Annotated in this window: 25 protein-coding genes and 1 tRNA gene; 10 read left to right on the forward strand and 16 right to left on the reverse strand. The window is 68.2% G+C overall.

Features of this window, described 5'->3' with window-relative positions; all coding sequences use genetic code 11:
- Nucleotides 1-29 precede the first annotated feature (29 nt).
- Nucleotides 30-1,691, reverse strand: coding sequence for an L-lactate permease (locus ACODRX_RS04665; protein WP_488869843.1), 1,662 nt, complete (start codon nucleotides 1,689-1,691; stop codon nucleotides 30-32).
- A gap of 296 nt (nucleotides 1,692-1,987) precedes the next feature.
- On the opposite strand from ACODRX_RS04665, the gene ACODRX_RS04670 reads away from it, so the two are divergent.
- The 4 genes from ACODRX_RS04670 to ACODRX_RS04685 all read left to right on the forward strand — a co-directional run bounded on the left by ACODRX_RS04670 (nucleotide 1,988) and on the right by ACODRX_RS04685 (nucleotide 6,914).
- Nucleotides 1,988-3,151, forward strand: coding sequence for an alpha-hydroxy acid oxidase (locus ACODRX_RS04670; RefSeq protein WP_488869844.1), 1,164 nt, complete (start codon nucleotides 1,988-1,990; stop codon nucleotides 3,149-3,151).
- A 139-nt stretch (nucleotides 3,152-3,290) separates the two neighbouring features.
- Entirely contained in the window at nucleotides 3,291-4,367 is a 1,077-nt protein-coding gene (locus ACODRX_RS04675) for a YidB family protein (protein ID WP_488869846.1), read from the forward strand.
- Between the two features lie 213 nt (nucleotides 4,368-4,580).
- Nucleotides 4,581-5,501, forward strand: coding sequence for a DMT family transporter (locus tag ACODRX_RS04680; protein WP_488869847.1), 921 nt, complete (start codon nucleotides 4,581-4,583; stop codon nucleotides 5,499-5,501).
- 87 nt (nucleotides 5,502-5,588) lie between these two features.
- The gene (locus tag ACODRX_RS04685) at nucleotides 5,589-6,914 is read left to right on the forward strand and encodes an MFS family transporter (protein WP_488869849.1); all 1,326 of its coding nucleotides are present in this window, start codon (nucleotides 5,589-5,591) and stop codon (nucleotides 6,912-6,914) included.
- Between the two features lie 10 nt (nucleotides 6,915-6,924).
- On the opposite strand, the gene ACODRX_RS04690 is transcribed toward ACODRX_RS04685, so the two are convergent.
- A complete protein-coding gene (locus ACODRX_RS04690; RefSeq protein WP_488869850.1) occupies nucleotides 6,925-7,701 on the reverse strand; it encodes a DNA alkylation repair protein in 777 nt (258 codons plus the stop codon).
- Entirely contained in the window at nucleotides 7,698-8,192 is a 495-nt protein-coding gene (locus ACODRX_RS04695) for a MarR family winged helix-turn-helix transcriptional regulator (RefSeq protein WP_488869851.1), read from the reverse strand. Before ACODRX_RS04695 ends, ACODRX_RS04690 begins: the two co-directional genes overlap by 4 nt.
- A gap of 82 nt (nucleotides 8,193-8,274) precedes the next feature.
- Here ACODRX_RS04695 and ACODRX_RS04700 point away from each other — a divergent pair, with 82 nt between their 5' ends.
- The 3 genes from ACODRX_RS04700 to ACODRX_RS04710 are packed head-to-tail and all read left to right on the forward strand — an operon-like array spanning nucleotide 8,275 to nucleotide 10,319.
- Nucleotides 8,275-9,570: a Y-family DNA polymerase gene (locus ACODRX_RS04700; protein WP_488869852.1), complete on the forward strand. Its 1,296-nt coding sequence runs from the start codon at nucleotides 8,275-8,277 to the stop codon at nucleotides 9,568-9,570.
- A gap of 60 nt (nucleotides 9,571-9,630) precedes the next feature.
- A complete protein-coding gene (locus ACODRX_RS04705; RefSeq protein ID WP_488869854.1) occupies nucleotides 9,631-9,903 on the forward strand; it encodes an antitoxin in 273 nt (90 codons plus the stop codon).
- Nucleotides 9,900-10,319 (forward strand): type II toxin-antitoxin system VapC family toxin, encoded by a 420-nt coding sequence (locus ACODRX_RS04710; RefSeq protein ID WP_488869855.1) that lies wholly within the window; start codon nucleotides 9,900-9,902, stop codon nucleotides 10,317-10,319. Before ACODRX_RS04705 ends, ACODRX_RS04710 begins: the two co-directional genes overlap by 4 nt.
- A 15-nt stretch (nucleotides 10,320-10,334) precedes the next feature.
- On the opposite strand, the gene ACODRX_RS04715 is transcribed toward ACODRX_RS04710, so the two are convergent.
- The 6 genes from ACODRX_RS04715 to ACODRX_RS04740 all read right to left on the reverse strand — a co-directional run bounded on the left by ACODRX_RS04715 (nucleotide 10,335) and on the right by ACODRX_RS04740 (nucleotide 17,030).
- The gene (locus ACODRX_RS04715; RefSeq protein ID WP_488869857.1) at nucleotides 10,335-11,738 is read right to left on the reverse strand and encodes an amidase; all 1,404 of its coding nucleotides are present in this window, start codon (nucleotides 11,736-11,738) and stop codon (nucleotides 10,335-10,337) included.
- Nucleotide 11,739: 1 nt separating this feature from the next.
- Nucleotides 11,740-13,227 (reverse strand): ABC transporter substrate-binding protein, encoded by a 1,488-nt coding sequence (locus ACODRX_RS04720; protein ID WP_488869859.1) that lies wholly within the window; start codon nucleotides 13,225-13,227, stop codon nucleotides 11,740-11,742.
- A gap of 79 nt (nucleotides 13,228-13,306) precedes the next feature.
- Entirely contained in the window at nucleotides 13,307-14,116 is an 810-nt protein-coding gene (locus tag ACODRX_RS04725; RefSeq protein WP_488869860.1) for an ATP-binding cassette domain-containing protein, read from the reverse strand.
- A complete protein-coding gene (locus tag ACODRX_RS04730; RefSeq protein WP_488869861.1) occupies nucleotides 14,113-15,123 on the reverse strand; it encodes an ABC transporter ATP-binding protein in 1,011 nt (336 codons plus the stop codon). The genes ACODRX_RS04725 and ACODRX_RS04730 overlap by 4 nt, the downstream gene beginning before the upstream one ends.
- Before the next feature lie 118 nt (nucleotides 15,124-15,241).
- On the reverse strand, nucleotides 15,242-16,078 hold the full coding sequence (locus ACODRX_RS04735) for an ABC transporter permease (RefSeq protein ID WP_488869862.1): 837 nt from the start codon (nucleotides 16,076-16,078) through the stop codon (nucleotides 15,242-15,244).
- The gene (locus ACODRX_RS04740; RefSeq protein WP_488869863.1) at nucleotides 16,068-17,030 is read right to left on the reverse strand and encodes an ABC transporter permease; all 963 of its coding nucleotides are present in this window, start codon (nucleotides 17,028-17,030) and stop codon (nucleotides 16,068-16,070) included. Before ACODRX_RS04740 ends, ACODRX_RS04735 begins: the two co-directional genes overlap by 11 nt.
- Before the next feature lie 142 nt (nucleotides 17,031-17,172).
- Here ACODRX_RS04740 and ACODRX_RS04745 point away from each other — a divergent pair, with 142 nt between their 5' ends.
- Nucleotides 17,173-17,430 carry a YfhL family 4Fe-4S dicluster ferredoxin gene (locus ACODRX_RS04745; RefSeq protein ID WP_488869865.1) on the forward strand — a complete coding sequence of 86 codons (258 nt, stop codon included), beginning with the start codon at nucleotides 17,173-17,175 and terminating at the stop codon, nucleotides 17,428-17,430.
- 19 nt (nucleotides 17,431-17,449) lie between these two features.
- Here the strand turns inward: ACODRX_RS04745 and pth are convergent, their stop codons facing one another.
- From pth to ACODRX_RS04780, 7 genes are all read right to left on the reverse strand, one after another.
- Nucleotides 17,450-18,067, reverse strand: a complete 618-nt coding sequence (gene pth, locus ACODRX_RS04750) for an aminoacyl-tRNA hydrolase (protein WP_488869866.1) — start codon at nucleotides 18,065-18,067, stop codon at nucleotides 17,450-17,452.
- Nucleotides 18,068-18,156: 89 nt separating this feature from the next.
- Nucleotides 18,157-18,753, reverse strand: a complete 597-nt coding sequence (locus tag ACODRX_RS04755; protein WP_488869868.1) for a 50S ribosomal protein L25/general stress protein Ctc — start codon at nucleotides 18,751-18,753, stop codon at nucleotides 18,157-18,159.
- Nucleotides 18,754-18,855: 102 nt separating this feature from the next.
- On the reverse strand, nucleotides 18,856-19,818 hold the full coding sequence (locus tag ACODRX_RS04760) for a ribose-phosphate pyrophosphokinase (protein ID WP_488869869.1): 963 nt from the start codon (nucleotides 19,816-19,818) through the stop codon (nucleotides 18,856-18,858).
- Between the two features lie 48 nt (nucleotides 19,819-19,866).
- A tRNA-Gln gene (locus tag ACODRX_RS04765) sits at nucleotides 19,867-19,943 on the reverse strand.
- A gap of 39 nt (nucleotides 19,944-19,982) precedes the next feature.
- The gene (gene ispE, locus ACODRX_RS04770) at nucleotides 19,983-20,834 is read right to left on the reverse strand and encodes a 4-(cytidine 5'-diphospho)-2-C-methyl-D-erythritol kinase (protein ID WP_488869871.1); all 852 of its coding nucleotides are present in this window, start codon (nucleotides 20,832-20,834) and stop codon (nucleotides 19,983-19,985) included.
- Between the two features lie 31 nt (nucleotides 20,835-20,865).
- Nucleotides 20,866-21,387 carry a lipoprotein insertase outer membrane protein LolB gene (locus tag ACODRX_RS04775; RefSeq protein WP_488869873.1) on the reverse strand — a complete coding sequence of 174 codons (522 nt, stop codon included), beginning with the start codon at nucleotides 21,385-21,387 and terminating at the stop codon, nucleotides 20,866-20,868.
- Complete coding sequence (locus tag ACODRX_RS04780) at nucleotides 21,384-23,201, reverse strand: tetratricopeptide repeat protein (RefSeq protein ID WP_488869874.1); 1,818 nt, start codon at nucleotides 23,199-23,201, stop codon at nucleotides 21,384-21,386. The genes ACODRX_RS04775 and ACODRX_RS04780 overlap by 4 nt, the downstream gene beginning before the upstream one ends.
- 47 nt (nucleotides 23,202-23,248) lie before the next feature.
- Here ACODRX_RS04780 and mutM point away from each other — a divergent pair, with 47 nt between their 5' ends.
- Complete coding sequence (gene mutM, locus ACODRX_RS04785) at nucleotides 23,249-24,061, forward strand: bifunctional DNA-formamidopyrimidine glycosylase/DNA-(apurinic or apyrimidinic site) lyase (RefSeq protein WP_488869876.1); 813 nt, start codon at nucleotides 23,249-23,251, stop codon at nucleotides 24,059-24,061.
- A gap of 42 nt (nucleotides 24,062-24,103) precedes the next feature.
- A complete protein-coding gene (gene mutY / locus ACODRX_RS04790; RefSeq protein WP_488869877.1) occupies nucleotides 24,104-25,144 on the forward strand; it encodes an A/G-specific adenine glycosylase in 1,041 nt (346 codons plus the stop codon).
- Nucleotides 25,145-25,212: the final 68 nt, after the last annotated feature.

Below are 25,212 nucleotides of genomic sequence, written 5' to 3' on the forward strand. Positions count from 1 at the left end.
CCCCCCCCCCCCCCCCCGCGGCGCTGCCGTCAGCGGACCACCATCGCGGTGAACGGCCAGACGTAGGCCTGCATGGTCACGTACAGGCCCACCAGGCAGGCCAGCGCGATCGAGTGGAAGAACACATAGCGCAGGATGTCGCCCTCATGGTCGAACCAGCGCGTGGCGGTGGAGGCCACCACGATCGACTGCGCGTCGATCATCTTGCCCATCACGCCGCCCGAGCTGTTGGCCGCGCCCATCAGGTTGCCCGACAGGCCGAGCTGCTCGGCCGCCACCTTCTGCATGCCGCCGAAGAGCACGTTCGAGGCGGTGTCCGAGCCGGTGAGCGCCACGCCCAGCCAGCCCATCAGCGTGCCGAAGAAGGGGTAGAACACGCCGGTGTTGGCGAATGCCAGGCCCAGCGTGGTGTCGGTGCCCGAGTAGCGGGTGAGGGTGCCCAGCGCCAGCATCAGCACGATGGTCAGCAGCGAGTACTTGACCAGCCACAGCGTCTTGAAGAAGGTGCGCACGATGGCGACGGGGTTGTACTTCATCACGAAGGCGCTGACGATGGCCGACAGCAGGATCCCGGTGCCGGTGGCCGACAGCAGGTTGAGCACGTAGACCGCGCCTTCCTTGGTGGGCTTGGCTACCACCGGCGGCATCTTCTCGATCAGATTGTGCAGGCCGTCGATAGGGAAGGCCGGCGCGAACAGCCCGTTGAGCCAGGTCTTGACCGAGGGCAGGCCCCAGATGAACACGAAGACGGAGAGGATGACCCAGGGCGTCCAGGCGGCGATCAGCGCCTCCTTGCTGTGGCGCGTCACCGGCTGCGGCGGCTTGGTCTCGCCGGCGCTGGGGTCGTGGCCGCGCAGCGACGGCGAGGTCCACACCTTCTTGGGCTGCCAGACGCGCAGGAAGGCGACCAGGCTGACCATGGAGACGATGGCGGCGATGATGTCCACCAGCTCGGGGCCGATGAAGTTGGACACCAGGTACTGCGGGACCGCGAACGACACGCCGGTCACCAGGATGGCGGGCCAGATCTCCATCATGGCCTTGCGTCCGGCAAAGGCCCAGATCAGCCAGAAAGGCACCAGCAGCGAGAAGAAGGGCAGCTGGCGGCCGATCATCGCGGTCACTTCCATCAGGTCGTAGCCGTGCACCTTGGCCAGCGTGATCACCGGCGTGCCCAGCGCGCCGAAGGCCACCGGCGCGGTGTTGGCGATCAGGCTCAGGCCCGAGGCGGCCAGCGGCGAGAAGCCCAGGCCGATCAGGATCGCGGCCGTCACCGCCACCGGCGTGCCGAAGCCGGCCGCGCCCTCGAAGAAGGCGCCGAAGCAAAAGGCGATCAGCAGCAGCTGGATGCGCCGGTCCTCGGTGATGCCCGAGAGCGAATCCTGCAGCACCTTGAAGCTGCCGTTCTGCTCGGTCAGCTGGTGCAGGAAGATGATGTTCAGCACGATCCAGCCGATGGGCAGCAGGCCGGTGAAGCCGCCGTACAGGGCCGCGCGGCCCGCCATGTCGGCCGGCATGCCATAGGCGAAGATGGCCACCAGCAGCGCGGCCACCAGGCCCATGCCGGCGGCGATGTGCGCCTTGATGTGAAAGAGGCCCAGCGCCGCCAGCATCACCACCACCGGGATGGCGGCCAGCAGGGTCGATATCAGCATGTTGCCGAACGGGTTGTATATCTGTTGCCAGACCATTGGCATCTCCTCGTTGTCGGATTGAAAAATCAAAGGTGGTCGATCATGGCAAAGGATGCCGGCTGCGGCGGCCTGAGGAAAACCCTAGGGTGTGGCGCACATGGGGCATGGATGCTCTCTTTTTGATAGGGTCGTGGCCTTTGTTTATCAAGGTTTTTCCGCTGTTTAATTAATTTCAGCATGCAGCGCAATACATTCAAACCGCGCGGCTGGGCCGGCGCTAGCATGTTCCGATCCGCATGCCGGGGGCGCCAGCCCCAGCCATCCCCCACCACAGCCACAGCAAGGATGTACGTGTGACCGATCTCTCCAAAATGACCTGCATCGAAGACCTGCGCGTGGTCGCCGAGCGCCGCGTGCCGCGCATGTTCTACGACTATGCGGACTCCGGCGCGTGGACCGAGGGCACCTACCGCGCCAACGAGGCCGACTTCCAGGCCATCAAGCTGCGCCAGCGCGTGGCGGTCAACATGGAGGGCCGCAGCACCGCCACCACCATGGTGGGCCAGCAGGCGAAGATGCCGGTGGCCATCGCGCCGGTGGGCCTGACCGGCATGCAGCATGCCGACGGCGAGATCCATGCCGCGCGCGCCGCCGAGAAGTTCGGCATCCCGTTCACGCTGTCGACCATGAGCATCTGCTCCATCGAAGACATCGCCGGGAGCACCGCCGCGCCGTTCTGGTTCCAGCTCTACATGATGCGCGACCGCGACGCCATGGCGCGCATGATCCAGCGCGCCAAGGACGCCAGGTGCAGCGCGCTGGTGCTCACGCTCGACCTGCAGGTGATCGGCCAGCGCCACAAGGACATCAAGAACGGCCTGACCGCGCCGCCGCGGCCCACGCTGAAGAACCTCCTCAACCTGATGACCAAGCCGCAGTGGTGCCTGGGGATGCTGGGCACGCAGCGGCGCACCTTCCGCAACCTGGTGGGCCATGTGAAGGGCGTGTCGGACATGAATTCGCTCGCCGCCTGGACCAATGAGCAGTTCGACCCGCGCCTGTCGTGGGCCGATGTGGACTGGGTCAAGCAGCAATGGGGCGGCAAGCTCATCCTCAAAGGCATCATGGAGGTGGAGGATGCGGTGCTGGCCGCGCAGCATGGCGCCGACGCCATCGTGGTCAGCAACCACGGCGGGCGCCAGCTCGACGGCGCGCCGTCCTCCATCCAGGCGCTGCCGGCCATCGCCGATGCGGTGGGCGGCAAGCTCGAAGTCTGGATGGACGGCGGCATCCGCAGCGGCCAGGACGTGCTCAAGGCCTGGGCGCTGGGCGCGCGCGGCACCATGATCGGCCGCTCGATGGCCTACGGCCTGGGCGCCTTCGGCGAGGCCGGCGTGAGCCGGGCGCTGCAGATCATCCACAAGGAGCTGGACGTGACCATGGCCTTCTGCGGCCATACCGACATCCAAACGGTGGACCGCTCCATACTGCGGCCGGGGACTTATCCGCTGCCTTGATGCGCCCGGTGGGCCGCGGCGCCGCAATTGTTTGCAATATCGGATGTTTGGGTCGGTGCTATGGCGTGCTTGTCCTACATTTGAGCGCAGATATCGCTTTTTACACTGGACTTCTTGTTCCTAGAACCGGAGGAAGCCAATGTTTGATGCGCTGATTCAAGATGCCGAAACCCGCCTGGGCCTCGATGGCAAGGCCAAGGAATTGGTGCAGACCGTCCTGGCCTACGTGGTCAATCCCGCCTCGGGCGGTATCAGTGGGTTTCTGGAGCGATTCCGCACCGCAGGTTTGGGGTCGCTGGTCGAGAGCTGGCTGGGCTCCACCGTCGTGCCCGAATCGCCCAGCCCCGCGCAGCTGGAGTCGGTGCTCGGCGCGCAAGGCGGCCTGATCCCGTCGCTGGTCTCGCGCCTGAACCTGTCGCGCGAAACCGTGACCTCCGCGCTGGCCTTCCTGGTGCCGAAGCTGATCTCGCGGCTCACGCCTTCGGGCAGCGTGCCGTCCGTGCTGCCCCCGGAGGTGGCCGCCTTGATCGGCACCGGCGCGCTCTTTGGCGGCGGAGCCGCCGCCGCGGCCACGACGGCCGTGCCTGTTCCGCCCCCGGCGCCCGCACCGATCCCGGTAGCGGTCGCGCCAGCCCCGGCCTCGGGCGGCGCGGGCAAATGGCTGCCCTGGGTGGTGGTGGCAGCGGTGGTGATCGGCGGCCTGACCTATTGCAACAAGAAGCCAACCGGCAGCGACATGCCACCGCCGGCCACGCCGGCCCCGGCACCCGAGCCGGCACCTGCGCCCGCTCCAGCGCCTGAGCCTGCACCGGCCCCCGCTGCAGCCCCGGCACCCGCTGCCGATGCCGCACCCGCAGTCCCGCAGGGCGCGGCCGTGCTGGATGCGGTGGCGCACGGCGTGCCGATGCTGCAGGTATTCTTCGATTCGGGCAAGACCGAGGTGGCGGCCGAGTTTGCCGACAAGGCCAAGGATCTGGTGGCCTACCTGCAGTCGCACGGCGATGCCAAGGCCGTGGTGTCGGGCTTCAACGACCCGACCGGCGATCCGGCCAAGAACGCCGAGCTGTCCAAGCAGCGCGCGCAGACGGTGCAGGCCGCGTTGCTGGCCGCCGGTGTCGCCCAGGGCCAGGTCGTGCTGGAAAAGCCGGCCGATACCACCGAGGCCATTGGCTCCAATGCAGCGGCCCGCCGGGTGGATGTGACCGTGCGGCAATAAGCCGAGCCCGGGCGCCGGACACAGCGGCGCCCGTTCACGCCAATGGCTGCCAGCGCCCGTGGATCGGGTGCTGGCAGCGTTTTTTTGCGGGCGCCATCTGGGCACAGCTTCCCATTGGAGCAATCTTCCTTCGCCAAATGCGGGTGCGCCGCCGCGGCGTTTTCGCATACGCTCGGCTTCCTTGAAGACAACCGGGTGGAGTGAGTGGGCGCTATGGATGCAGGCAGTCAATGGGGCGGCTGGTGGGTGGCGATGGTGCTGTTCGCGGCGGCGGCGCAGACCGGGCGCAATGCGGCGCAGCGCTCGCTCACCGCCGAGCTGGGCACCTGGGCCGCGACGCTGGTGCGTTTTCTGTACGGCCTGCCGCTGGCGGCGCTGTTCCTGGTGCTGCTGTACACGCTGCCCGAGCAGCCCGCGCATGTCGGGCAGTTCAGGCCGCAGTACTTTGGCTGGATTGCGCTGGGCGCATTCGCCCAGATCGCCGCCACCGGCGCGCTGCTGCTGGCCATGCAGCAGCGCAATTTCGCGGTGGCGGTCACCCTGTCCAAGACCGAGGTGCTGCAGATCGCCGTGTTTGCGGCGCTGTTCCTGCACGAGCTGCCCAGCTGGATCGCGCTCGCGGCCATGGTGGTCGCCACGCTCGGCGTGGTGCTGCTGTCGCTGCCGCCCAAGGGGCAGGGGCTGTCTGCCTGGCGCAGCAAGTCGGCGATGTACGGGCTCATCTGCGGCGCCTGCTTCGCGATCGCCACCATCGGCTACCGCGGCGCGGCGCTGGAGCTGCAGGCGCCCAGCGCCTGGCTTTCCGGCGCCTGGGGCGTGTTCTTTGCGCAGCTGATGCAGACCGTCTCGATGGGGCTGTGGTTTGCCTGGCGCGATCCGCAGGTGCTGGTGCGCATCGCGCGCGCCTGGCGCGTGTCGCTGCTGGCCGGCGGCCTGGGCTGCGCCGCATCGCTGGCCTGGTTCAGCGCCTATGCGCTGCAGGGCGCCGCCGCGGTGCGCACGCTGGGCATGGTCGAGGTGGTGTTCAGCTACCTGGTGTCGCGCCGCCTGCTGCGCGAACACCTGCGCCGCGAAGAGCGCTGGGGCATGGCGCTGATGATGCTGGGCATCGTGCTTATCTGCCTGCAGCTGTAGGCAGGCGGCTGACCGCGCCGCTGTCTGACAGCCGCGCCGCCGCGGCCGGCGCATGATGGGATGGTTCGGCAATCGGGACCATAAGCCATGACTACATCATCCCCCTTCAACGCCGCGGCCGCGGCGCAGGCACCACACTACACGGCCGAGGAAAAGCGCCATCGCGTCTTCGCGATCATGGCGGCTTCGTCCGGCAACCTGGTCGAGTGGTTCGACTTCTATGTCTACGCCTTCTCGGCCATTTATTTCGCCGCGGCGTTCTTCCCCAAGGGCGACCCCACGGCGCAGCTGCTCAATACCGCCGGCGTGTTCGCCGCCGGCTTTCTGATGCGGCCCATCGGCGGCTGGCTGTTCGGCCGCATCGCCGACCGCTACGGGCGCAAGAAGTCGATGCTGATCTCGGTGACCATGATGTGCGCCGGCTCGCTGGTGATCGCCTGCCTGCCCACCTATGCGCAGATCGGCGCCTGGGCGCCGTTCCTGCTGCTGCTGTGCCGGCTGTTCCAGGGCTTGTCGGTGGGCGGCGAGTACGGCACCACCGCCACCTACATGAGCGAGGTGGCGCTCAAGGGCCAGCGCGGCTTCTTCTCGTCGTTCCAGTATGTGACGCTGATCGGCGGGCAGCTGCTGGCGGTGCTGCTGATCGTCATCCTGGAGGCCTTGCTGTCCGAGCAGCAGCTGCGCGACTTCGGCTGGCGCATTCCCTTCGTGTTCGGCGCGGTGGCGGCGGTGGTGGCCATGCTGCTGCGCCGCACGCTGCACGAGACCCAGTCCAAGGAGGCCCTGGCGAGTCGGGATGCGGGCACCATGTCCAGCCTTTTCCGCAACCACCTGGGCGCCTTCATCACCGTGGTGGGCTACACGGCCGGCGGCTCGCTGATCTTCTACACCTTCACCACCTACATGCAGAAATACCTGGTCAACAGCGTGGGCCTGCCGGTCAAGACCACCAGCTATGTGATGACGGCATGCCTGTTCCTCTACATGTGCATGCAGCCGCTGTTCGGCATGCTGTCGGACCGCATCGGCCGGCGCGCATCGATGATGCTGTTCGGCGCGCTGGGCGCGGTGTTCACCGTGCCCATCCTGACGGCGCTGCAGCATGTGCACTCACCCGAGATGGCGGGGCTGCTCATCGTCGCGGCGCTGGCCATCGTCAGCTTCTACACCTCGATCTCCGGCATCGTGAAGGCCGAGATGTTTCCGCCCGAGGTGCGCGCGCTCGGCGTGGGCCTGGCCTATGCGGTGGGCAATGCGGTGTTCGGCGGCAGCGCCGAATACGTGGCGCTGGCGCTGAAGAAGGCCGGGCACGAGCCCGCCTTCTTCTGGTACGTGTCGGCGATGATGGTGGTGGCCCTTCTGTTCAGCATGCGGCTGCCCAGGCAGGCGGCGTATCTGCACCACGAGCGTTGAGGCCGCCGGCTCATCCCAGATTGCGCAGGGCGCGTTGGCAGATGCGGCGGGTGGCCTCGGCAGGCGTGCCTTGCAGCCATTGGGTGCAGAGGCCGCGCACCCAGTCTGGCTGGTCCTTGGCGGCATCGTTGAGCCAGTTGGCCACCGAGTCCTGCACGTAGGCTGATGGGTCGGCATGCAGAGGCGACAGGATGGGCAGCGCGAGCGCGGGCTCTTGTTTGAGCGCGGCGATATGGGCGCACCATACGCCGCGCGGGCGCAGCGCTTCGCTGGCGAAGCGGCGCAGGCGCTCGGAGGGTGATGCGGTCCAGGCCGCAAGCTCGGCGATGGCTGCCTTCAGCTCCTGCGCCAGGTGCGGCCGCACAGCCATCCAGGCCCATTCGCGCACGCCGAAGTGCGGGTCGTCGGCCAGCGGGCGGATCGCGGCCAGGCGCGCCGCAAGATCCAGGCCGGGCTGCGCGCCGACCATGAAGCAGGCCCAGCCGCGCACCGTGTCGGCGCCATGCGCCCGGCAGCGCTCGATGCCGGCGGCGCCCAGCTCCTGCAGCAGCGCCGTGCCGATGCCGGCCATGCGCTTGAGGATGCCTTGCCGGCAGGCGGTATCGGCGGCCTGCAGGGTCTGGCAGGATAGGCTGGCAAAGACCGTGCGCAGCAGCCGGGCTTGGTCGATGGCCAGGCATTCGGCCAGCGTGGCGCTTTGCATTTCGCCGCGCGACAGGGCCTGCAGAACCTCCGGTGCAATGTCGGCGGCGCGGCTTGCGCCCTTGCGGGACGTGCCGAGGCTCATGGCGCCCGGCCTTCGAGGTTGCCGGCCACCTTGCCCAGCAGCGCCGCGAGCTGGCCGCGCTCTGGCGCCGAGAGATTGCCGAACAGGCCGGAGATCCAGCGGCCGTGCTGCTCGAACACGCGCCGGGCAAGCTGCCTGCCTTTGCGCGTGAGCCGCACTTGCAGCGCGCGGCGGTCGGCCGCATCCGCATGGCGCTCGGCCAGGCCTTCGCGCTGCAGCCCGTCCAGCAGGCCGGTGACGGTGGCGCGGGTGACGCCGGCCTGTTCGGCCAACAGGTTCGGGGCCAGCCCGTCGGCGGCGGCATCGAGCAGGAACAGCAGCACGAAGCGGCCCTCGGACAGGCCGTGCGGGGCCAGCCGCGCCGCGCAGTCGCGGTCGATGGCCGTGGCCAGCGAAAGCGTCTGCAAGCACAGGCGGATGCCGTCGATATCGGGCAGCAGCCGCCGCTGCGCCTCGCCCAGCAGGGCCAGGTATTTCTGCTCCAGATTCATGTTTAATGCCGCCATATGGTATGGCGGCTAATTATATGGATTTTCGAAAGCGGGGCAACAACCCATATGTGCCGCCATATCCATGAATGGCTGCGACAATCACGGCGTGACCACCCGCCCGCGCCGTATCGCCCATCTGGACATGGATGCCTTCTATGCCTCCGTGGAGTTGCTGCGCTACCCGCAGCTCCAGGGCCTGCCGGTGGTGATCGGCGGCGGGCGCCGCGGCGAGGACGATGCGCTGGCCGCCGCCTATGGCGGGCGGCTGGAGCAGATTCCGGTGGCGGCGTTCGCGCGCCTGGCCGGCTATGTGGGACGTGGCGTGATCACCACCGCCACCTACCCGGCGCGGCAGTTCGGCATAGGCTCGGCGATGGGCATGATGAAGGCGGCCAAGCTTTGCCCCGAGGCCATCCTGCTGCCGGTGGATTTTGCGCGCTACCGCCAGTATTCGCGCCAGTTCAAGGCCATCATCACCGCGATAGCGCCGCAGATGGAGGACCGCGGCGTGGACGAGGTCTATATCGACTTCAGCGCTGTGCCGGGCGGGCAGGACGAGGGCGGCCGCGTGCTGGCGCTGGCGTTGCAGCGCGCGATCCATCAGGCTACGGGGCTGACCTGCTCGATCGGCGTGGCGCCCAACAAGCAGCTGGCCAAACTCGCCAGCGAATTCAACAAGCCCCATGGCGTCTCCATCGTGATGGAGGAGGATCTGCAGCGGCTGATCTGGCCGCTGCCCTGCCGCAAGCTCAATGGCATCGGCCCCAAGGCCGATGCCAAGCTGGCCGCGCTGGGCCTGCACACCATTGGCGACATCTCGCTCAAGCCGCGCGAATGGCTGGTGCAGCATTTTGGCAAGTCCTACGGTGCGTGGCTGCACGATTCGGCCTGGGGCCGCGACGAGCGGCCGGTGGTGACCGAGAGCGAGCCGGTGTCGATGAGCCGCGAGACCACCTTCGAGCGCGACCTGCATGCCGTGCGCGACAAGGCCGAGCTGGGCGCGATCTTCACCGAGCTGTGCGTGCAGGTGGCGGCGGATCTGCAGCGCAAGGGCTATGTGGGCCGCACCATTGGCGTCAAGCTGCGCTATGCGGACTTTCGCACCGCCACGCGCGACCACAGCCTGCAGCTGTACACCGCTGATGCCCAGGCCATCCGCTATGCCGCGGGCCAGAGCCTCAAGCGCGCGCCGCTCGCGCAGCGCCTGCGCCTGCTGGGCGTGCGTGTGGGCAATCTGCTGCCGCTGACCGAGGCCCAGGCGCAAGGGCTTGCGGCCGGCTGGGCGCAGGTGCGGCAATCCGAAGCGCAGCCGCGGCCGCCCGAGCGGCATGCGCCGGCCGATCCGTTCACGCTGCCTTTGTTCGAGGGCGAGGGGTGAGGAGGATGAGGTTGGGCATATACAATATGGCATATGTCAAAGATCGCCAACGGAGATCCGATGCCTGCCCTGTCTCGCCCATCCAAGCCCAAGGAGGCCAAGCTGTTTCGCAACAACCGCAGCCAGGCGGTGCGCATACCGGTGGAGTTCGAGCTGCCGGGCGACAGGGTGCTGATCCACCGCGAGGGCGGCAGGCTCATCATCGAGCCGGTATCCAGGCCCACGAACATCGTCGAGCTGCTGGCCGCATGGCGCGCGGAGCCGCCGCTGCAGCCTCAGGACGAATTCCCGGCCATCGAGGACCTGCCCGTGCCGACCGAGGAGCTGCTGTGAACGGCTATCTGCTGGATACCAATATCATCAGCGACCTCATCCGCAACCCGTCCGGGCTGGCGGCGCGGCGCATAGCGCAGCTAGGCGCCAAAGGGATATGCACCAGCATCGTCGTGGCCGCCGAGCTGCGCTATGGCTGCGCCAAGAAGGGTTCGCCCAGGCTGCAGGCCAAGGTGGAGGCGCTGCTTGGCACCCTGCCCGTGCTGCCGCTGGACATGCCGGCCGACGCCGACTATGGCGGCATTCGCGCCCAGCTGGAGGCGGCAGGCCAGCCCTTCGGTGGCAACGACTTGCTGATAGCCGCGCATGCCCGCTCGCTCGGCCTGACGCTGGTGACGGGCAACACCCGGGAGTTCACGCGCATCCCGGGCCTCAAGGTGGAAAACTGGTTGGCGGACGAGGAGGGCGTGGCATAGAACCAGGCCCTCCCGTCACCCCGGCGGCAGCGGCCAGGGCCGCTGCGGGCCGCGGATCTGCTCGAAGGCGCGGGCGAGCTTGAGCACGCCCAGGTCGTCGAAGCGCGGGCCGGCGATCTGCAAGCCGATCGGTAGGCCGCCCGCGGTATAGCCGCAGTTGACCGAGGCCGCCGGCTGCTCCGACATGTTGAACGGCACGGTATAGGCGATGTGCTCCAGCGGGCGCAGCGGGTCGTTGGTGGGCGAGGCCCATTCGGCGGCAAAGGCGGCATGCGGCGCCACCGGCGAGATCACGTAGTCGAAGGCGTTGCAGGCGCGCACCGTGGCCACGCGGCACAGGTGGAATTGCTGGCTGGCATCGAACACCTCGCGGCCGCCGAAGGCCGCGGCGCTTTCGGCCCAGGCGCGGATGTAGGGCAGCACCTTGCCGCGCTGTTCGGCGCCCAGCGCCTGCAGGTCGGCCAGCGAGCGCATGCGCCAGAAGTGGTCCATGCCGGCCAGCATCTCGGGCGTCATGAAGGGCTGCATGGGCACGATCTGTGCGCCGGCCGCCTCCAGCCAGCGCGCGCTCTGCTGCACGGCGGCTTGGATGTCGGGCTCCAGCGGCAGGCCACAGCCCGCATCGAGCAGCAGGCCGATGCGCAGGCCGCGCACGAAGGTGGGCGTGGTGGCGGCCACCTCGTGCCAGGCGATGTCCTGCGCGGGCAGGCCCATGCTGTCGCGCGCATCGGCTTGCGACAGCACCTGCATCATCAGCGCGGCATCGGCCACGCTGCGGGTCATGGGACCGGCGGCGCGGCCGGTATAGGGCGGATCGATAGGAACGCGGCCCAGGCTGGGCTTGAGGCTGAAGATGCCGCACCAGCTGGCCGGCAGGCGCAGCGATCCTCCTATGTCGGTGCCGATGTGCAGCGGGCCGTAGCCGGCCGCGGCCGCCGCGCCGCCGCCGGCGCTGGAGCCGCCGGGGCCCTTGGAGAGGTCCCAGGGGTTGCGCGCCAGCGGGTGAAAGCTCGACAGCCCCGACGAGAGCATGCCGTAGTCGGGCATGGTGGTCTTGGCGAACATGATCGCGTGGGCCTCGCGCATGCGCGCGGCCGGCGGTGCGTCGGCCGTGGCGGGCGCCAGCTTCAGCGCGGCCGTGCCCAGTGGCACCGGGTCGCCGGCGGTGGCGATGTTTTCCTTGATGGTGCAGGGCACGCCGTCCAGCGGCCCGGCCGGCGTGCCGGCCAGCCAGCGCTGCTCGCTGGCGCGGGCCTGGGCCAGGGCCTGCTCGGGGCGGTACAGGTAGGTGGCGCACAGCTGAGGCTCCCAGCGCTCCACCTGCGCGATCACCGAGCGCATCACCTCCATCGGCGACAGGCTGCGTTCGCGGTAGGCGGCCAGCAGCTGGCCGGCGCTCCAGTCATGCAATGCGGTCATTTCAAACCCAGTAGAAGGAGGACAGGTCGTTGGCGAAGACGGGCATGTCCTTCCACAGGCCGCGCAGGCTCTTGTTGGCCACGGTGACCCATTGCGCCTGGTAGAGGAAGACGTTGGCCGCGTCCTCGGCCAGCATGCGCTGCGCGTCGCCCAGCAGGCGGGCGCGGTCGGCCGGGCGGGTGGCGGTCTTGATCTGCTCGTACAGCGCGTTGAACTTCTCGGAGTGGTAGCCCCAGTAGTAGTCGCTGCGGGTGTAGTTCACCAGGTCGAAGGGCTCGACGTGCGAGATGATCGAGAGGTCGTAGTTGCGGTTGGTGTAGGTGCCGCTGAGCCACTGCGCCCATTCCACGTTCTGCAGCTTGAGCTCGATGCCGATCTTGGCGAGCTGCGCGGCGACGATCTCGCCGCCCTGGCGCGCGTAGGGCGCGGGCGGCAGCGTCATGGTGAGGGTGAGCGGCGTCTTCACGCCGGCCTCGGCCATCAGTTTCTTGGCCTTGTCCAGGTCGTAGGGGTTGATGCCGGTGGTGTCCACATAGCCGAAGGCGCCGGGCACGTAGTGGCTGCCGATGGGAGCGCCCAGGCCATCGGCGGCGCCGGCGATGATGGCCTTGCGGTCGATGGCGGCCGAGATGGCGCGGCGCACGCGCACGTCGTCGAGCGGCTTGCGGCGCTCGTTGATGGCCACGATGGTCTTGGCGCGCGAGCCGTTGATCAGCACCTGGTAGCGCGGGTTGCTCTTGAATTGCTCGATGCCCCGCGGCGCGGCGCGGGGGAACAGGTCGACATCGCCCGCGAGCAGCGCCGCCACCTGCGCCGCGGCATCGGGGATGACGCGGAAGGTGGCGCGCTGGATGCGGATGCCGCCGGCCTGGCGCCAGTCGGGCCAGGCGGCGAGGGTGATGGCCGAGCCCCGGCTCCAGCCGCCGAGCTTGTAGGGGCCGGTGCCCACGGGGGCGGTGGCGTTCTTGTCGGCGCTCTTGGGCTCGACGATGATGGCCGTGGCCTGGCCCAGCTCGAACAGCAGGTCGGGATCGATCTCCTTGTTGATCACCACCACGGTGTGCTCGTCCACCGCCTGGGTGCTGAGGCTGGCAAACAGGCGCTTGTCCTTGTTGGTGCTCTTGTCGCCGCCGGCGCGGTCGAACGAGAACTTGACCGCCTGGGCGTTGAAGGGTTCGCCGTTGTGGAACTTCACGCCCTTGCGCAGCTTGAAGGTGTAGGTCTTGAGGTCGGGCGAGACTTCCCAGCTTTCGGCCAGCAGCGGCGATACGCTGCCGTCCGAGTTGATCTTGGTCAGCGTCTCGTAGATGTTGTAGAGCGTGACTTCGCCGACCGAGGATGCGGCGCTGGTGGTGGGGTCCAGCCCCGGCGGCTCCAGCGTGAGGCCGAGCACCAGGGTGTTCTTCTTGCTTGCCTGGTTCTGCGCCCGGCCCAGGCCGGGCAGGGTGGCGAGCGCGCCAGTCGCGATCAGGGTTCTTCGGTTCAGCATGGGGATCTCCGGTGTTCTTAAAAGGATAGCGTATGGCGTTGAATATATCAGCGCGATCGCAGATTCCGATTGATATTTTTTACCGGGCCCGGCGCGGCCGCACCTGGGGCACGGCCGCCACCAGCTGGCGCGTATACGGGTGCTGCGCGTGCCGCAGCAGCTCGTCGGGCGGGCCTTGCTCCACGATCCGGCCCTGGTGCATCACCGCCACATCGTCGCACAGGTGGTTGACGACGGCCAGGTCGTGGCTGATCAGCAGGTAGGTGATGCCGAACTGCTCCTGCAGCTCCTGCATCAGGTTGAGCACCTGGGCCTGCACCGAGACGTCGAGCGCGCTAACCGGCTCGTCGGCCACGATCAGCCGGGGCCGGGTGATCAGCGCGCGGGCGATGGCGATGCGCTGGCGCTGGCCGCCGGAGAATTCGTGCGGGTATTTGTCGGCATCGCTGGTGCGCAGGCCCACCTGCTGCAACACCTCAAGCGCCTGCTCGCGCCGCTCGGCCGCGCTGCGGGCGGCGAGCGGCTCGGTCACGATGCGCGCCACGGTCTGGCGCGGGTCCAGCGAGCCATACGGGTCTTGGAACACCATCTGGAAGTCGCGCCGCGCCGCGCGCAGCTCGGCGGCCGGCAGGGCGTGCAGGTCGCGCCCGAGCAGCAATATCTGGCCGGAGCTGGGCGCATCGAGCGCCATCACGATGCGCGCCAGCGTGGACTTGCCCGAGCCCGATTCGCCCACCACGCCCAGGCTGCGCCCGGCCTGCAGGCAAAAGCTCACGCCCTGCAGCGCCTGCACCGTGGGCGCGGGCGTCCAGAGCCTTTCGCGCGGCAGCGTGTAGCGGCGGGTGACAGCGCGCACTTCCAGCAGGGCGGGGGCGGCGGTGGGGTTCATGGCGTGCTGGCCTGGGCGCAGGCGTAGGCTTCGGGGCGCAGGCAATACACGCGGTGCTGCAGCGCAAGCGCCACCGCGGGCGGTCGCTGCGTGTGGCAGGCGGGCCGGGTGAAGCCGCAGCGGCCGGCAAAGCTGCAGCCCGCGGGCAGCTCGGCCAGCTCGGGCACGGTGCCGGCGATGGTGGCCAGGCGCGGGCGGGGCTGGCCGGGGGCGCGCGGAGGGCGTGGCTCGAGGCTCGGCCGGGCCGCGAGCAGGCCGCGGGTGTAGGGGTGGGCCATGTGCTCGAAGACATCGGCGGTGGCGCCCGATTCGACGATGCGCCCGCCGTACATCACCAGCATGTGGTCCACGTTCTGCGAGATCAGGCCCAGGTCGTGCGAGATCAGCAGCAGCGCCATGTCGCGCTCGGCCACCAGCTCGTTGATGAGCTCCAGGATCTGGCGCTGCAGCGTCACATCCAGCGCGGTGGTGGGCTCGTCGGCGATCAGCAGGTCGGGCCCGCAGGCCAGGGCCATGGCGATGGTGATGCGCTGGCGCTGGCCGCCCGAGAACTGGTGCGGGTAGGCGTCGAAGCGCTGGGCCGGCTGGGCGATGCCCACGCGCGCCAGCAGCGCGATGGCCGCATCGCGCGCGGCGGCGGCCGATAGGCCCTGGTGCAGGCGCATCGGCTCGGCGATCTGGCGGCCGATGGTGTGCACCGGGTTCAGCGCGCTCATCGGCTCCTGGAAGACCATGGCGATGCGGTTGCCGCGCAGCCCGCGCCACTGGCGCTCGGGCAGCGCGAGCAGCTCCTGGCCCTGCAAGCGCAGGCTGCCGCTCAGCTGGGCCGTGTCGGGCAGCAGGCCCATCAGCGCCAGCGCGGTGATGGACTTGCCGCAGCCGGATTCGCCGATCAGCCCCAGCGCCTGGCCGCGCTCAATCTCAAAGCCAATCCCCTGCACCGCCTGCGCGGGGCCGCGCTGCGTCTGCAGCCGGATGCCGAGGTCGCGGGCTTCGATCAGCGGCATGATGCTGTCGAAAAAGTGAGCTGCTGGCGCTTGATATACATGGTTTTCAATATGTTTTATATTTGAAATTCAAGGTGGGTAATCGCTGATAGCTATGTTTTTTATAAAGCCATTGGCTTCAGCGCTTTCTGCTCAGGCGCGGGTCGAGCACATCGCGCAGGCCGTCGCCCATCAGGTTCAGGCCCAGCACCGACAGCGCGATCGCCACGCCGGGAAACACCGCCAGCAGCGGCGCCTGGAACATCAATGTCTGCGCCTCGGCCAGCATGCGGCCCCAGGAGGGCTGCGGCGGCTGCGTGCCCAGGCCCAGGTACGACAGCGCGGCCTCGGCCAGGATGGCCAGCGCGAACTGGATGGTGGCCTGCACGATCAGCACCGGCAGCAGGTTGGGCAGCACATGCTGCCCCGTGATCTGCCAGGCGTTGCGGCCGCAGGCGCGGGCCGCCAGGATGTATTCGCGCGCCCAGATGGCGTTTGCCGATGCGCGGGTGATGCGCGCGAAGGTGGGGATGTTGAAGATGCCGATGGCGATGATGGCATTGAGCACGCCGGGCCCGAACACCGCCGTCAGCATGATGGCCGAGAGCACGGCCGGAAACGCGAAGCTGAAGTCCGCCAGCCGCATGATGGCCTCCTCGACCCAGCCGCGCCGCGCGGCGGCCAGCAGGCCGAGCGCGGTGCCCAGCGTGAGGCCTATGCCCACCGCCACCACGCCCACCAGGATGGAACTGCGCGCGCCCACCAGCAGCTGCGAGGCCACGTCGCGGCCATAGGCGTCGGTGCCCAGCCAGTGGGCCGCATCGGGCGCCAGCAGCTTGGCCTCCATATCGATGCCCTGCGGCGGCCAGGGCGTCCACAGGTACGACAGCGCGGCCGCGAGCAGCAGCAGCGCGTTCAGGGTGGCGCCTATGGCAAGGCTGGGGTTGCGCAGTGCGCGCAGGGTGCTAAATGTCATGGGCCTTGATGCGGGGGTCGATCACCGCGTAGAGCAGGTCGACCACGAAGTTCACGAGCACCACCATGGCCGCGAGCAGCATGACGCAGTTGCGCACCACGACGAGGTCGCGGTTGGCGATCGACTGGAAGATCAGCCGGCCCATGCCGGGCAGGTAGAACACGTTCTCCACCACGATGGTGCCGGCCAGCAGGTTGGCGAACTGCAGGCCGATCACGGTGAGCACCGGAATCATCGCGTTGCGCAGCACGTGGCCGAACAGCACCGCGCGGCGGCCCAGGCCCTTGGCGCGCGCGGTGCGCACGAAGTCCTCGCGCAGCACTTCGAGCAGGGCCGAGCGCGTCATGCGCGCCAGGATGGCGGCCTGCACCACCGCCAGCGACAGCGCGGGCAGCAGCAGCGCCTTGAGCGCGGCCCAGGGCGAGCCGCCGGCGGCCTCGCTCCAGCCCGGAAAGCCGCCAGCGGAAAACCACTGCAGCCGCACCGAGAACAGCATGATCAGCAGGATGGCGAACCAGAAGTTGGGGATCGCGATGCCCAGCTGCGCCAGGCCCATCACGCCCACATCGCCCCATTTGTTGTGGTTGGCCGCGGCATAGATGCCGGCCGCCAGCGCGATCGCCACGCTCAGCAGCATGGCCATCACCGCCAGCGGCACGGTGAGCGCCAGGCGCTCGGCGATCAGCTCCCACACCGGCGAGCCGTAGCTGTAGCTGTCGCCCAGCTGGCCGTGCAGCAGGCCGGCGATCCAGTGCAGGTAGCGCTCCCAGGCGGGCTGGTTCAGGCCGAGCTGCTGCGCCAGCTCGGCCACCGCCTCGGGCGCGGCGTCGGGCCCGAGCAGCATCTGGGCGGCATTGCCCGGCAGGATGTCCAGCACCAGGAACACCACCACCGAGGTGCCCAGCAGGGTGAGCACCAGGGTGGCCAGGCGCTTGAGAAGGAATAAGCCCATCGCGGTAGATCAGAGACAGTCGCCGCAGCATAACGCCTACTTCGCGCCATGCCAATTGCGGGTGCAATCAATTGCAGCGGCGCGCCGGGCCGATAATGTCGCCCATGGCACACGGTTTTTGCAACTTCCAGGCGGGGCAGACATGGCGCTGATGATCACCGACGAATGCATCAACTGCGATGTGTGCGAGCCCGAATGCCCCAACGATGCGATCTCGATGGGCGAGCTGATCTATGAGATCGAGCCGTCGCGCTGCACCGAATGCGTGGGGCATTTCGACGAGCCGCAGTGCGTGCAGATCTGCCCGGTGGCCTGCATCCCGGTCAACCCGCAGCACGAGGAAAGCCGCGAGACGCTGTGGCAGAAATACCAGCGCCTGCAGGAGGCCAAGCAGCCGTAGCCGCCGTTAGTTGGCTGCGTCAGTTGGCCGGCTCGGGCAGGGGCCTGGGCGGCTTGGGCCGGGGCGGCTTGGTGGTGTGGATCAGTAGCGTGGCCTTGTCCATCTGGCCCGCCAGCATCTCGGGGTAGGCCTTGAGCGAGTGGATGATGCTGTCCTCGATCAGGCGGCGTTGGTCGGGCGCGGGCTTCTTCAAAACCCAGTTCGGCACCTCGTGCTTGAGCCCGGGATGGCCGATGCCTATGCGCAGCCGCCAGTAGTCGGGGCTGCCGAGCTGGGCGTGGATGTCGCGCAGGCCGTTGTGGCCGCCGTGGCCGCCGCCTTTCTTGAGCTTGACCTGGCCGGGCGGCAGGTCGAGCTCGTCGTGCACCACCAGGATCTCGTCGGGCTTGATCTTGAAGAAGCGCGCCAGCGCGCCCACCGACTTGCCCGACAGGTTCATGAAGGTCTGCGGCTCGAGCAGCCACACCGGCTCGCCCTGGTGGCTGGTGCGCGCCATCAGCGCGTAGTAGCTGCGCTCGGGCTGCAGGTGCACGCCCAGGTCGCGCGCCATCGCATCGAGCCACCAGAAGCCGGCGTTGTGGCGGGTGTCCTCGTATTCGGGGCCGGGGTTGCCGAGCCCTACAAACAGCTTGATCATGGCTGGGGATTATCGGTGCCCGCGGGGCAGGCTTGAAAAACAAAAAAGGCTGCACCGGGGTGCAGCCTTTGCGCCATGCGGCCAAGTGCTTAGGCGGCGGGCGCTTCTTCCGCAGCCTCGTCCGAGCTGCCGCCGGCGGGGGCAGCCACCGACACCAGCGCGGGGTTGGTGTTCGACACGGCGGCCACGCCCTTGGGCAGGGCGATGTCGGCCAGGTGCAGGGTCGAGCCCTTTTCCAGCTTGCTCAGGTCCACCGCGATGAACTCGGGCAGATCCTGGGGCAGGCAGCTGACTTCGATTTCGGTCACCACGGGGGTCACCAGGCACTTGGCCACCTTCACTGCGGGCGACTCTTCAGCGCCGCTGTAGTGCACCGGTACCTTCATGTGCAGCTTGGTCTTTGCGTCCACGCGCTGGAAGTCCACGTGCAGAACCAGTTGCTTGAACGGGTGGTATTGCACGTCGCGCAGCAGCACCTGGCTCTTGGCGCCGGCCAGTTCCATCTCCAGCACGCTGGAGTGGAAGGCTTCCTTCTTCAGTGCATGCCACAGGGCGTTGTGGTCCAGCTCGATGGCCACGGGGGCAGCTTCGCCACCGTAGACGATGCCGGGCGTGCGGCCCGAGTTGCGCAGGCGGCGGCTCGCACCCGTACCTTGCTTGGCGCGCTCAAAAGCGACAAAGTTCATTTTCAATACTCCAATAGGGACCTACCGCGACCAGTGGGTCCGATTACAAAGGCCGTCGTCCCGCGAGCGGGGCAACGGCCGGCGATGCCAGGATGCCTGGGCTCAGGCGTCCTGGAACAAACTGATGACCGATTCGCCGGTGGCGATGCGCTGGATGGTCTCGGCAAACAGCGGCGCCACCGACAGCTGGCGGATCTTCTTGCACTGCAGCGCGTTCTGCGACAGCGGGATGGTGTTGGTCACCACCACTTCGTCCAGCGCCGCGCCGTTGGTGATGCGGTCGATGGCCGGGCCCGACAGGATGGGGTGCGTGCAGTAGGCATACACCTGCTTGGCGCCGCGCTCCTTGAGCACCTCGGCCGCCTTCACCAGCGTGCCGGCGGTGTCGATCATGTCGTCCATGATCACGCAGTTGCGGCCGTCGATGTCGCCGATCACATGCATTACTTCAGACACGTTGGCCTTGGGGCGGCGCTTGTCGATGATGGCCAGGTCGCAATTGAGCTGCTTGGCCAGCGCGCGGGCGCGCACCACGCCGCCCACGTCGGGCGAGACCACGATCAGGTCTTCGTAGTTCTTCTGGCGCAGGTCGCCCAGCAGCACCGGCGATGCGTAGATGTTGTCGACCGGAATGTCGAAGAAGCCCTGGATCTGGTCGGCATGCAGGTCCATGGTCAGCACGCGCGACACGCCCACCGCCTGCAGCATGTTGGCCACCACCTTGGCCGAGATCGGCACGCGCGACGAGCGCGGGCGGCGGTCCTGGCGGGCGTAGCCGAAATAGGGGATCACGGCGCAGATGCGCTCGGCCGATGCGCGCTTGAGCGCATCCACCATGACCAGCAGTTCCATGAGGTGGTCGTTCGTGGGCGCGCAGGTGGGCTGCACCACGAAGACGTCGCGGGTGCGCACGTTCTGGCGGATCTCGACCGTGACTTCGCCGTCGGAGAAGCGGCCTACGTCGGCCACGCCCATGGGCGTATGGAGGTGCTGCGCAATTTCAGCGGCCAGGCCTGGGTTGGCATTGCCGGTGAAAACCATGAAGTCTGGATGATGGTTTTGCATGAGCGTCCCACTGCAGATGGGCCTCGATGATTGCTCGTGGATGTTGGGTGGCAGGGGAGGAAGGACTCGAACCCTCGCATGCCGGAATCAAAATCCGGTGCCTTGACCAACTTGGCGACTCCCCTACAAGAACCGGCAGCAGATTTGCCAATCCTCATAAACCTTCAGTCTGCAGACCAACCCCGCAAAGGGTGCTCGGCAAGACTTTTGCAATCTCTCACTATCCAGTCAGATGCATGTCGGGCTGTATAGTTTTGAGCTTGCTTCTTCACTGCAAACACTGCGCTGCCTGAGCCCGTCATTCTAGCATGTAATCCTTGAGATTCGAACCATTCGATGGTTTTTTTCATCTCGGGGCACAGGCCTTCAGCTACCGGCTGCAAGTCATTTCGACCGAAGTCAAAGTGCCTATCAGCGAAGACCGCAATTGTAGCATGCTCTGAATCGCGTTTTAAGGATGGATGAGAAAAAATGGATTTTGTGTCGAGCCCGGCCTGCGGCTTGGCGACGACGATGTCCTGGCCGGCCAGCGCCGCATCGTGCAGCGGCGTGACGACGTCGCCTATGCCCTCGACCCAGGCGTTGTGGCCGCACAGGAAAAACGGCACGTCGGCGCCCAGCGCCAGGCCTATGCGCGAGAGCTGCGGCGTGGTGAGCCCCAGCTGCCACAGGCGGTTGAGCGCCAGCAGCGTGCTGGCCGCGTCCGACGAGCCGCCGCCCATGCCGGCCTGGGCGGGGATGGATTTCTCTATGGAGATGTCCGCGCCCTGGCCGCAGCCGGTGGCGGCCTGCAGCGCGCGCGCCGCGCGCAGGATCAGGTCGTCGGGCGGCAGCGGCGAGCCCAGGTCGTGGCGGGCGACGGCGCCGTCCGCGCGCTGCTCGAAATGCAGCCGGTCCTGCCAGTCGATCAGCAGGAAGACGGATTGCAGCAGGTGGTAGCCGTCGGCCCGCCGCCCGGTGATGTGCAGGAAGGTGTTGAGCTTGGCCGGAGCGGGTACGTCGTAGAGCGCGCGCATGCGAAGAAGGGGAGGGCGGGAGAGCGGGCGGTCAGAGCTGCGTGAACACGATGCGCAGGCTGGCCTCGGGCTGCGGGCTGTAGCGGTGGGCGCTGAGTTTGCCGTCGGCGACCGCGCCGAGCTCGGCCACCCAGCCCTCGGCGCGCGTGGCCTTGCCGTGCAGCCAGTCGAACAAGGCCTCGATGGGCAGCGGCGCGCCCAGCAGCTCCTGCACCAGCTGCGCCAGCGAGCCCGAGCTGCGCGTGCTGCCGCCCTGGGTGACGCTGGCCTCGCCGCGCGCCCATTGCAGCCGGGCCACGATATTGCCCAGCGGGTTGAGCAGCACCAGCTCGCCGGCCTGTGCGTTGCCCGAGAGCTCGAATTCGCCGCTGTTCGACTGCGGCGGGTCGGTCTGCACCTGCACGCTCAGACGGCCGCTCCAGTAGTCGGCCTCGGGCGCGGGCGCCAGCTGCCGGCTGGGCGCGGCGCAGGCCGCGAGCAGCAGCGAGGAGCCCAGCCCGAGCAGGTGGCGCCGCCGCGCGGGCGCAGAGCCCCGGGCATTTGCGGCATTCACGGCTTGAGCCCCAGCTGCTGGAAGGTCTTGAGCAGCTCTTCGTTGCCGGGCGCATCCTTGAGCGCGGTGCGCAGCAGCGATTCCGCCGCCTGCCGCTTGCCCTGCGCCCACCAGACCTGCGCCAGGTGCGCGCCGATTTCCGGGTCGCTCACTTTGGTGTAGGCCTCTTCCAGCAGCTGCGCCGCGCGCTCGTTGTTGCCGAGCTTGTATTCGACCCAGCCCAGGCTGTCGATGATCATCGGGTCGCCCGGCGACATCTTCAGCGCGGTCTCGATCAGGCTCTTGGCCTCGTCGAGCTTGAGGCCGCGGTCGGCCAGCGAGTAGCCCAGCGCGTTGTAGGCATGGTAGTAGTCGCTCTTGCGGGCGATGAGCTGGCGCAGCAGGGACTCCATCTGCGCGATGTCGTTCATGCGCTCGGCCAGCATGGCCTGCTCGTAGAGCGCGTCGCTGTCGTTGGGCGACATGTCCACCAGCCTGGACTGCAGCTGCAGCGCCTTGGCGTAGTTCTTGGCGGTCTTTTGCAGCTGCACCTGGGCGGCGAGCTTGGTGCGCATGTCGGACGGCGTGTCCTGCGGCAGCTTGTCCAGCAGCTCGCCGGCCTCGTCGTAGCGGCCCTGCTGCATGCGGATCGATGCCAGGCGCAGCGTGGACAGCGGCTGGTTGCCGGCCTCGCCGATCTGGCGGGCCCATTGCTCGGCCTCGCTCCATTTCTTCTGCGCCTCGGCCATCTGCTCGCGCAGCATCAGGCTCTGGATGCGCACCTCGCGCTGCAGCACCGACGAGGGCAGCTTGGGCACCAGCGTGTCGAGCTTGAGCAGCGACATGTCGGCCTCGGCATACTGCTTGGTCTGCGCCTCGATGATGGCCTTGAGCATCCAGGCGTCGGGCGACTCGGGATCGAGCTCGGTGGCCCGGCGCACCTGCTGCAGCGCCTCGTCTTCGCGCTGCGCATTCATCAGGCTGCGGGCATAGGCCAGGTGGGCGTCGGCGCTGGAGGTCTTCTCCAGGTAGGCCTTGACCAGCGGCTCGGCATCGCGCACGCCCTCGTTCACCAGGTCGGCCGCCAGGCGTGCCGCGCCTTCGTTGTTGGCGTCGATGTCCATGGCCCGGCGGGTGGATTCCAGCGCCGGCAGCTTCTCGCCGGCGGACAATTGCACGCGGCCGATGGCCACCCAGGCATCGCCGCCGGTGGCGGGGTTCTCCAGCTCCGGCGCCAGCGCGTCACGCACGATGGAAGCGGCCAGCGCCCGGTTGCCGAGCCGGCCGTAGATGCGCGGCAGCGCCTGGATGAATTCGCGCTTTTCCTCGGTGGGCGTGTTCGCGATCTCCTGCTTGAGCACCGCGCGCGTGGCCTCGCCCTGGTTGGTGGCCAGCAGCACCTGCAGCAGGAAGCGGTTGGCCTGCGAGGACTGCGGGTAGGCATCCTTCCAGGCCCGGGCCACCATGGTGGCCTGCTCGGCGGAGCGCGACAGCAGCGCGACCTGGGCCGCGCGCTGGTAGACCTTGGCATCGCCCGAGCGGCGGGCCGCGTCCAGCAGCAGCTCGACGCTGGGCGCGGCTTCGCCGCGGTAGGCATACATCTCGCCCAGCAGCAGTTCATAGAACAGCTCGGCGTCGAGCTCGGCTCGGGCGTTTTCCTCGCGCTCGGCGGCGGCCAGGCTCTGGGGGCTTTGCTGCCCGGCCTTGGGCGCGGTTTTTTGTTCGGCCTTGTGCTCACCGGCCGGTGCTGGCTTGCTGGGTGCGGGCGCGGCGAGCAGCGGGCTGCACAGGCTGGCGGCCAGCCCATAGGCCAGTAGGCGAAGAGTTTGCTTCATCGGATGATAATAATCGATGCCATCAAGGGTTTTGGTAAAGGACGAATGTGCCCGAATTGCCGGAAGTCGAGGTTACGCGCAGAGGTTTGGCTGACGCGATCCAAGGGGTAAGCATCGAAGCCGTGCAGCTGGGCAAGCCGCTGCGCTGGCCGCTGGGCATCGCCGAGCAGCGCCTGCTCGGGCAGGCGGTGCGCGCGCTGCGCCGGCGCGGCAAATACCTGCTGATGGACCTGGACGAAGGCCTGCTGCTGATCCACTTGGGCATGTCCGGCAGCCTGCGCTTTGCGCCCGAGCTGCCGCCGCGCGGCGTGCACGACCATTTCGAGCTGCAGACCAGCGGCGGCGTGCTGCGCCTGCACGATCCGCGCCGCTTCGGCGCGGTGGTGTGGGCCGAGCGCGAGGATGCCGGCATGGGCCTGAAGCTGCTGGGCGGCCTGGGCGTGGAGCCGCTGGAAGAGGGCTTTAGCTTCGAGGGCTTCTGGCGCGGCCTGCAGCGCTCGCGGGTGGCGATCAAGCAGCTGCTCTTGAGCGGCAAGCTGGTCGTGGGCGTGGGCAACATCTATGCCAGCGAGGTGCTGTTTCTGGCCGGCATCGCGCCCACCAAGCCGGCCCAGCGCGTGGGGCGCGCGGCCGCGCAGCGGTTGCATGCGGCCATCCGCCAGGTGCTGGCGCAGGCGATTGCGGCGGGCGGCAGCACCTTGCGCGATTTCTCGCATGTGGACGGCTATGCGGGGGCCTTCCAGGAGCAGGCCAGCGTGTACGATCGGGCGGGCCAGCCCTGCCGGCGCTGCGGCGGCGCCATCGCGCAGATCCAGCAGGGCCAGCGCAGCACCTACTATTGCCCCCGCTGCCAGAAGTAACGGCGATGGGGGGCGGCGATTTTTGAACAAGACAAGGCGAGCGTGAGCGATTTTTCCGACCAAGTGGTGCAATGGCAGGCCGAGCACGGGCGCCACCACCTGCCGTGGCAGAACACCACCGATCCCTACCGGGTCTGGCTGTCCGAGATCATGCTGCAGCAGACGCAGGTGACGACCGTGCTGGGCTACTACCAGCGCTTTCTCGACCGCTTTCCCAGCGTCGGCGAGCTGGCCGGCGCCAGCGACGAAGATGTGATGGCGCTGTGGGCGGGGCTGGGCTACTACAGCCGGGCGCGCAACCTGCACCGCTGCGCCCAGGCGGTGGTGCAGCGCTTTGGCGGCGAGTTTCCGCGCAGCGCGGCCGAGCTGGCCAGCCTGCCGGGCATAGGCCGCTCGACCGCGGCGGCGATTGCATCGTTCTGTTTTGGCGAGCGGGCCGCGATCCTGGATGCCAACGTCAAGCGGGTGCTGACGCGGGCCTTCGCCTTCGAGGACGACCTGGCCAAGGCCGCGTCGGAGAAAAAGCTCTGGGCGCTGGCCGAATCGCTGCTGCCCGAGACGCAGCTGGCGCAGAGCATGCCGCGCTATACCCAGGGCCTGATGGACCTGGGCGCATCGGTGTGCACCGCGCGCGGCCCGAGCTGCCTGCTGTGCCCGGTGCAGCACGGCTGCCGGGCGCGCAAGCTGGGCACGCCCGAGCGTTTTCCAGTCAGAACGCGCACGCTCAAGCGCAGCGCCCAGCAATGGTGGCTGCTGCTGCTGCGCCGTGGCGATGGTGCCGTGTGGCTGCAAAAGCGCCCTGCGCCCGGCATCTGGGCCGGGCTGCACTGCCTGCCGGTGTTCGAGTCGGAGGCCGCGCTGGCGCAGGCGCTGCCCGGCATGGATGGGGCGCTGCAGGCGCATCTGCCGGCCTTCCTGCATGTGCTGACGCACCGCGACCTGTACCTGCACCCGGTGGCCGCGCAGGCCGGCGCGGCGGCGCAGCCGCCGGGGCCGGGCATCTGGTGCGCGGAAAAGGACTGGGCCGATGTGGGCATGCCGGCGCCTATTCGCTCGCTGCTGCTGGGGATGGCTAAAAAGTGAGCTTTGAGCGCTCTCCGGTAAAGGATTTCAAGTATTTTTCATATTGAAATCCAATGCTGGCAAGTGGT

It is taken from the genome of Comamonas sp. FG99 (genome assembly GCF_057808605.1).

Excerpts from the sequence above, each read along its gene's own strand:
- ACODRX_RS04665 (WP_488869843.1), bottom strand. The coding sequence starts at position 1,691 with ATGGTCTGGCAACAGATATACAACCCGTTCGGCAACATGCTGATATCG.
- ACODRX_RS04675 (WP_488869846.1), top strand. The coding sequence starts at position 3,291 with ATGTTTGATGCGCTGATTCAAGATGCCGAAACCCGCCTGGGCCTCGAT.
- ACODRX_RS04680 (WP_488869847.1), top strand. The coding sequence starts at position 4,581 with ATGGATGCAGGCAGTCAATGGGGCGGCTGGTGGGTGGCGATGGTGCTG.
- ACODRX_RS04685 (WP_488869849.1), top strand. The coding sequence starts at position 5,589 with ATGACTACATCATCCCCCTTCAACGCCGCGGCCGCGGCGCAGGCACCA.
- ACODRX_RS04690 (WP_488869850.1), bottom strand. The coding sequence starts at position 7,701 with ATGAGCCTCGGCACGTCCCGCAAGGGCGCAAGCCGCGCCGCCGACATT.
- ACODRX_RS04695 (WP_488869851.1), bottom strand. The coding sequence starts at position 8,192 with ATGAATCTGGAGCAGAAATACCTGGCCCTGCTGGGCGAGGCGCAGCGG.
- ACODRX_RS04700 (WP_488869852.1), top strand. The coding sequence starts at position 8,275 with ATGAATGGCTGCGACAATCACGGCGTGACCACCCGCCCGCGCCGTATC.
- ACODRX_RS04705 (WP_488869854.1), top strand. The coding sequence starts at position 9,631 with ATGCCTGCCCTGTCTCGCCCATCCAAGCCCAAGGAGGCCAAGCTGTTT.
- ACODRX_RS04715 (WP_488869857.1), bottom strand. The coding sequence starts at position 11,738 with ATGACCGCATTGCATGACTGGAGCGCCGGCCAGCTGCTGGCCGCCTAC.
- ACODRX_RS04720 (WP_488869859.1), bottom strand. The coding sequence starts at position 13,227 with ATGCTGAACCGAAGAACCCTGATCGCGACTGGCGCGCTCGCCACCCTG.
- ACODRX_RS04725 (WP_488869860.1), bottom strand. The coding sequence starts at position 14,116 with ATGAACCCCACCGCCGCCCCCGCCCTGCTGGAAGTGCGCGCTGTCACC.
- ACODRX_RS04730 (WP_488869861.1), bottom strand. The coding sequence starts at position 15,123 with ATGCCGCTGATCGAAGCCCGCGACCTCGGCATCCGGCTGCAGACGCAG.
- ACODRX_RS04735 (WP_488869862.1), bottom strand. The coding sequence starts at position 16,078 with ATGACATTTAGCACCCTGCGCGCACTGCGCAACCCCAGCCTTGCCATA.
- ACODRX_RS04740 (WP_488869863.1), bottom strand. The coding sequence starts at position 17,030 with ATGGGCTTATTCCTTCTCAAGCGCCTGGCCACCCTGGTGCTCACCCTG.
- ACODRX_RS04745 (WP_488869865.1), top strand. The coding sequence starts at position 17,173 with ATGGCGCTGATGATCACCGACGAATGCATCAACTGCGATGTGTGCGAG.
- pth (WP_488869866.1), bottom strand. The coding sequence starts at position 18,067 with ATGATCAAGCTGTTTGTAGGGCTCGGCAACCCCGGCCCCGAATACGAG.
- ACODRX_RS04755 (WP_488869868.1), bottom strand. The coding sequence starts at position 18,753 with ATGAACTTTGTCGCTTTTGAGCGCGCCAAGCAAGGTACGGGTGCGAGC.
- ACODRX_RS04760 (WP_488869869.1), bottom strand. The coding sequence starts at position 19,818 with ATGCAAAACCATCATCCAGACTTCATGGTTTTCACCGGCAATGCCAAC.
- ispE (WP_488869871.1), bottom strand. The coding sequence starts at position 20,834 with ATGCGCGCGCTCTACGACGTACCCGCTCCGGCCAAGCTCAACACCTTC.
- ACODRX_RS04780 (WP_488869874.1), bottom strand. The coding sequence starts at position 23,201 with ATGAAGCAAACTCTTCGCCTACTGGCCTATGGGCTGGCCGCCAGCCTG.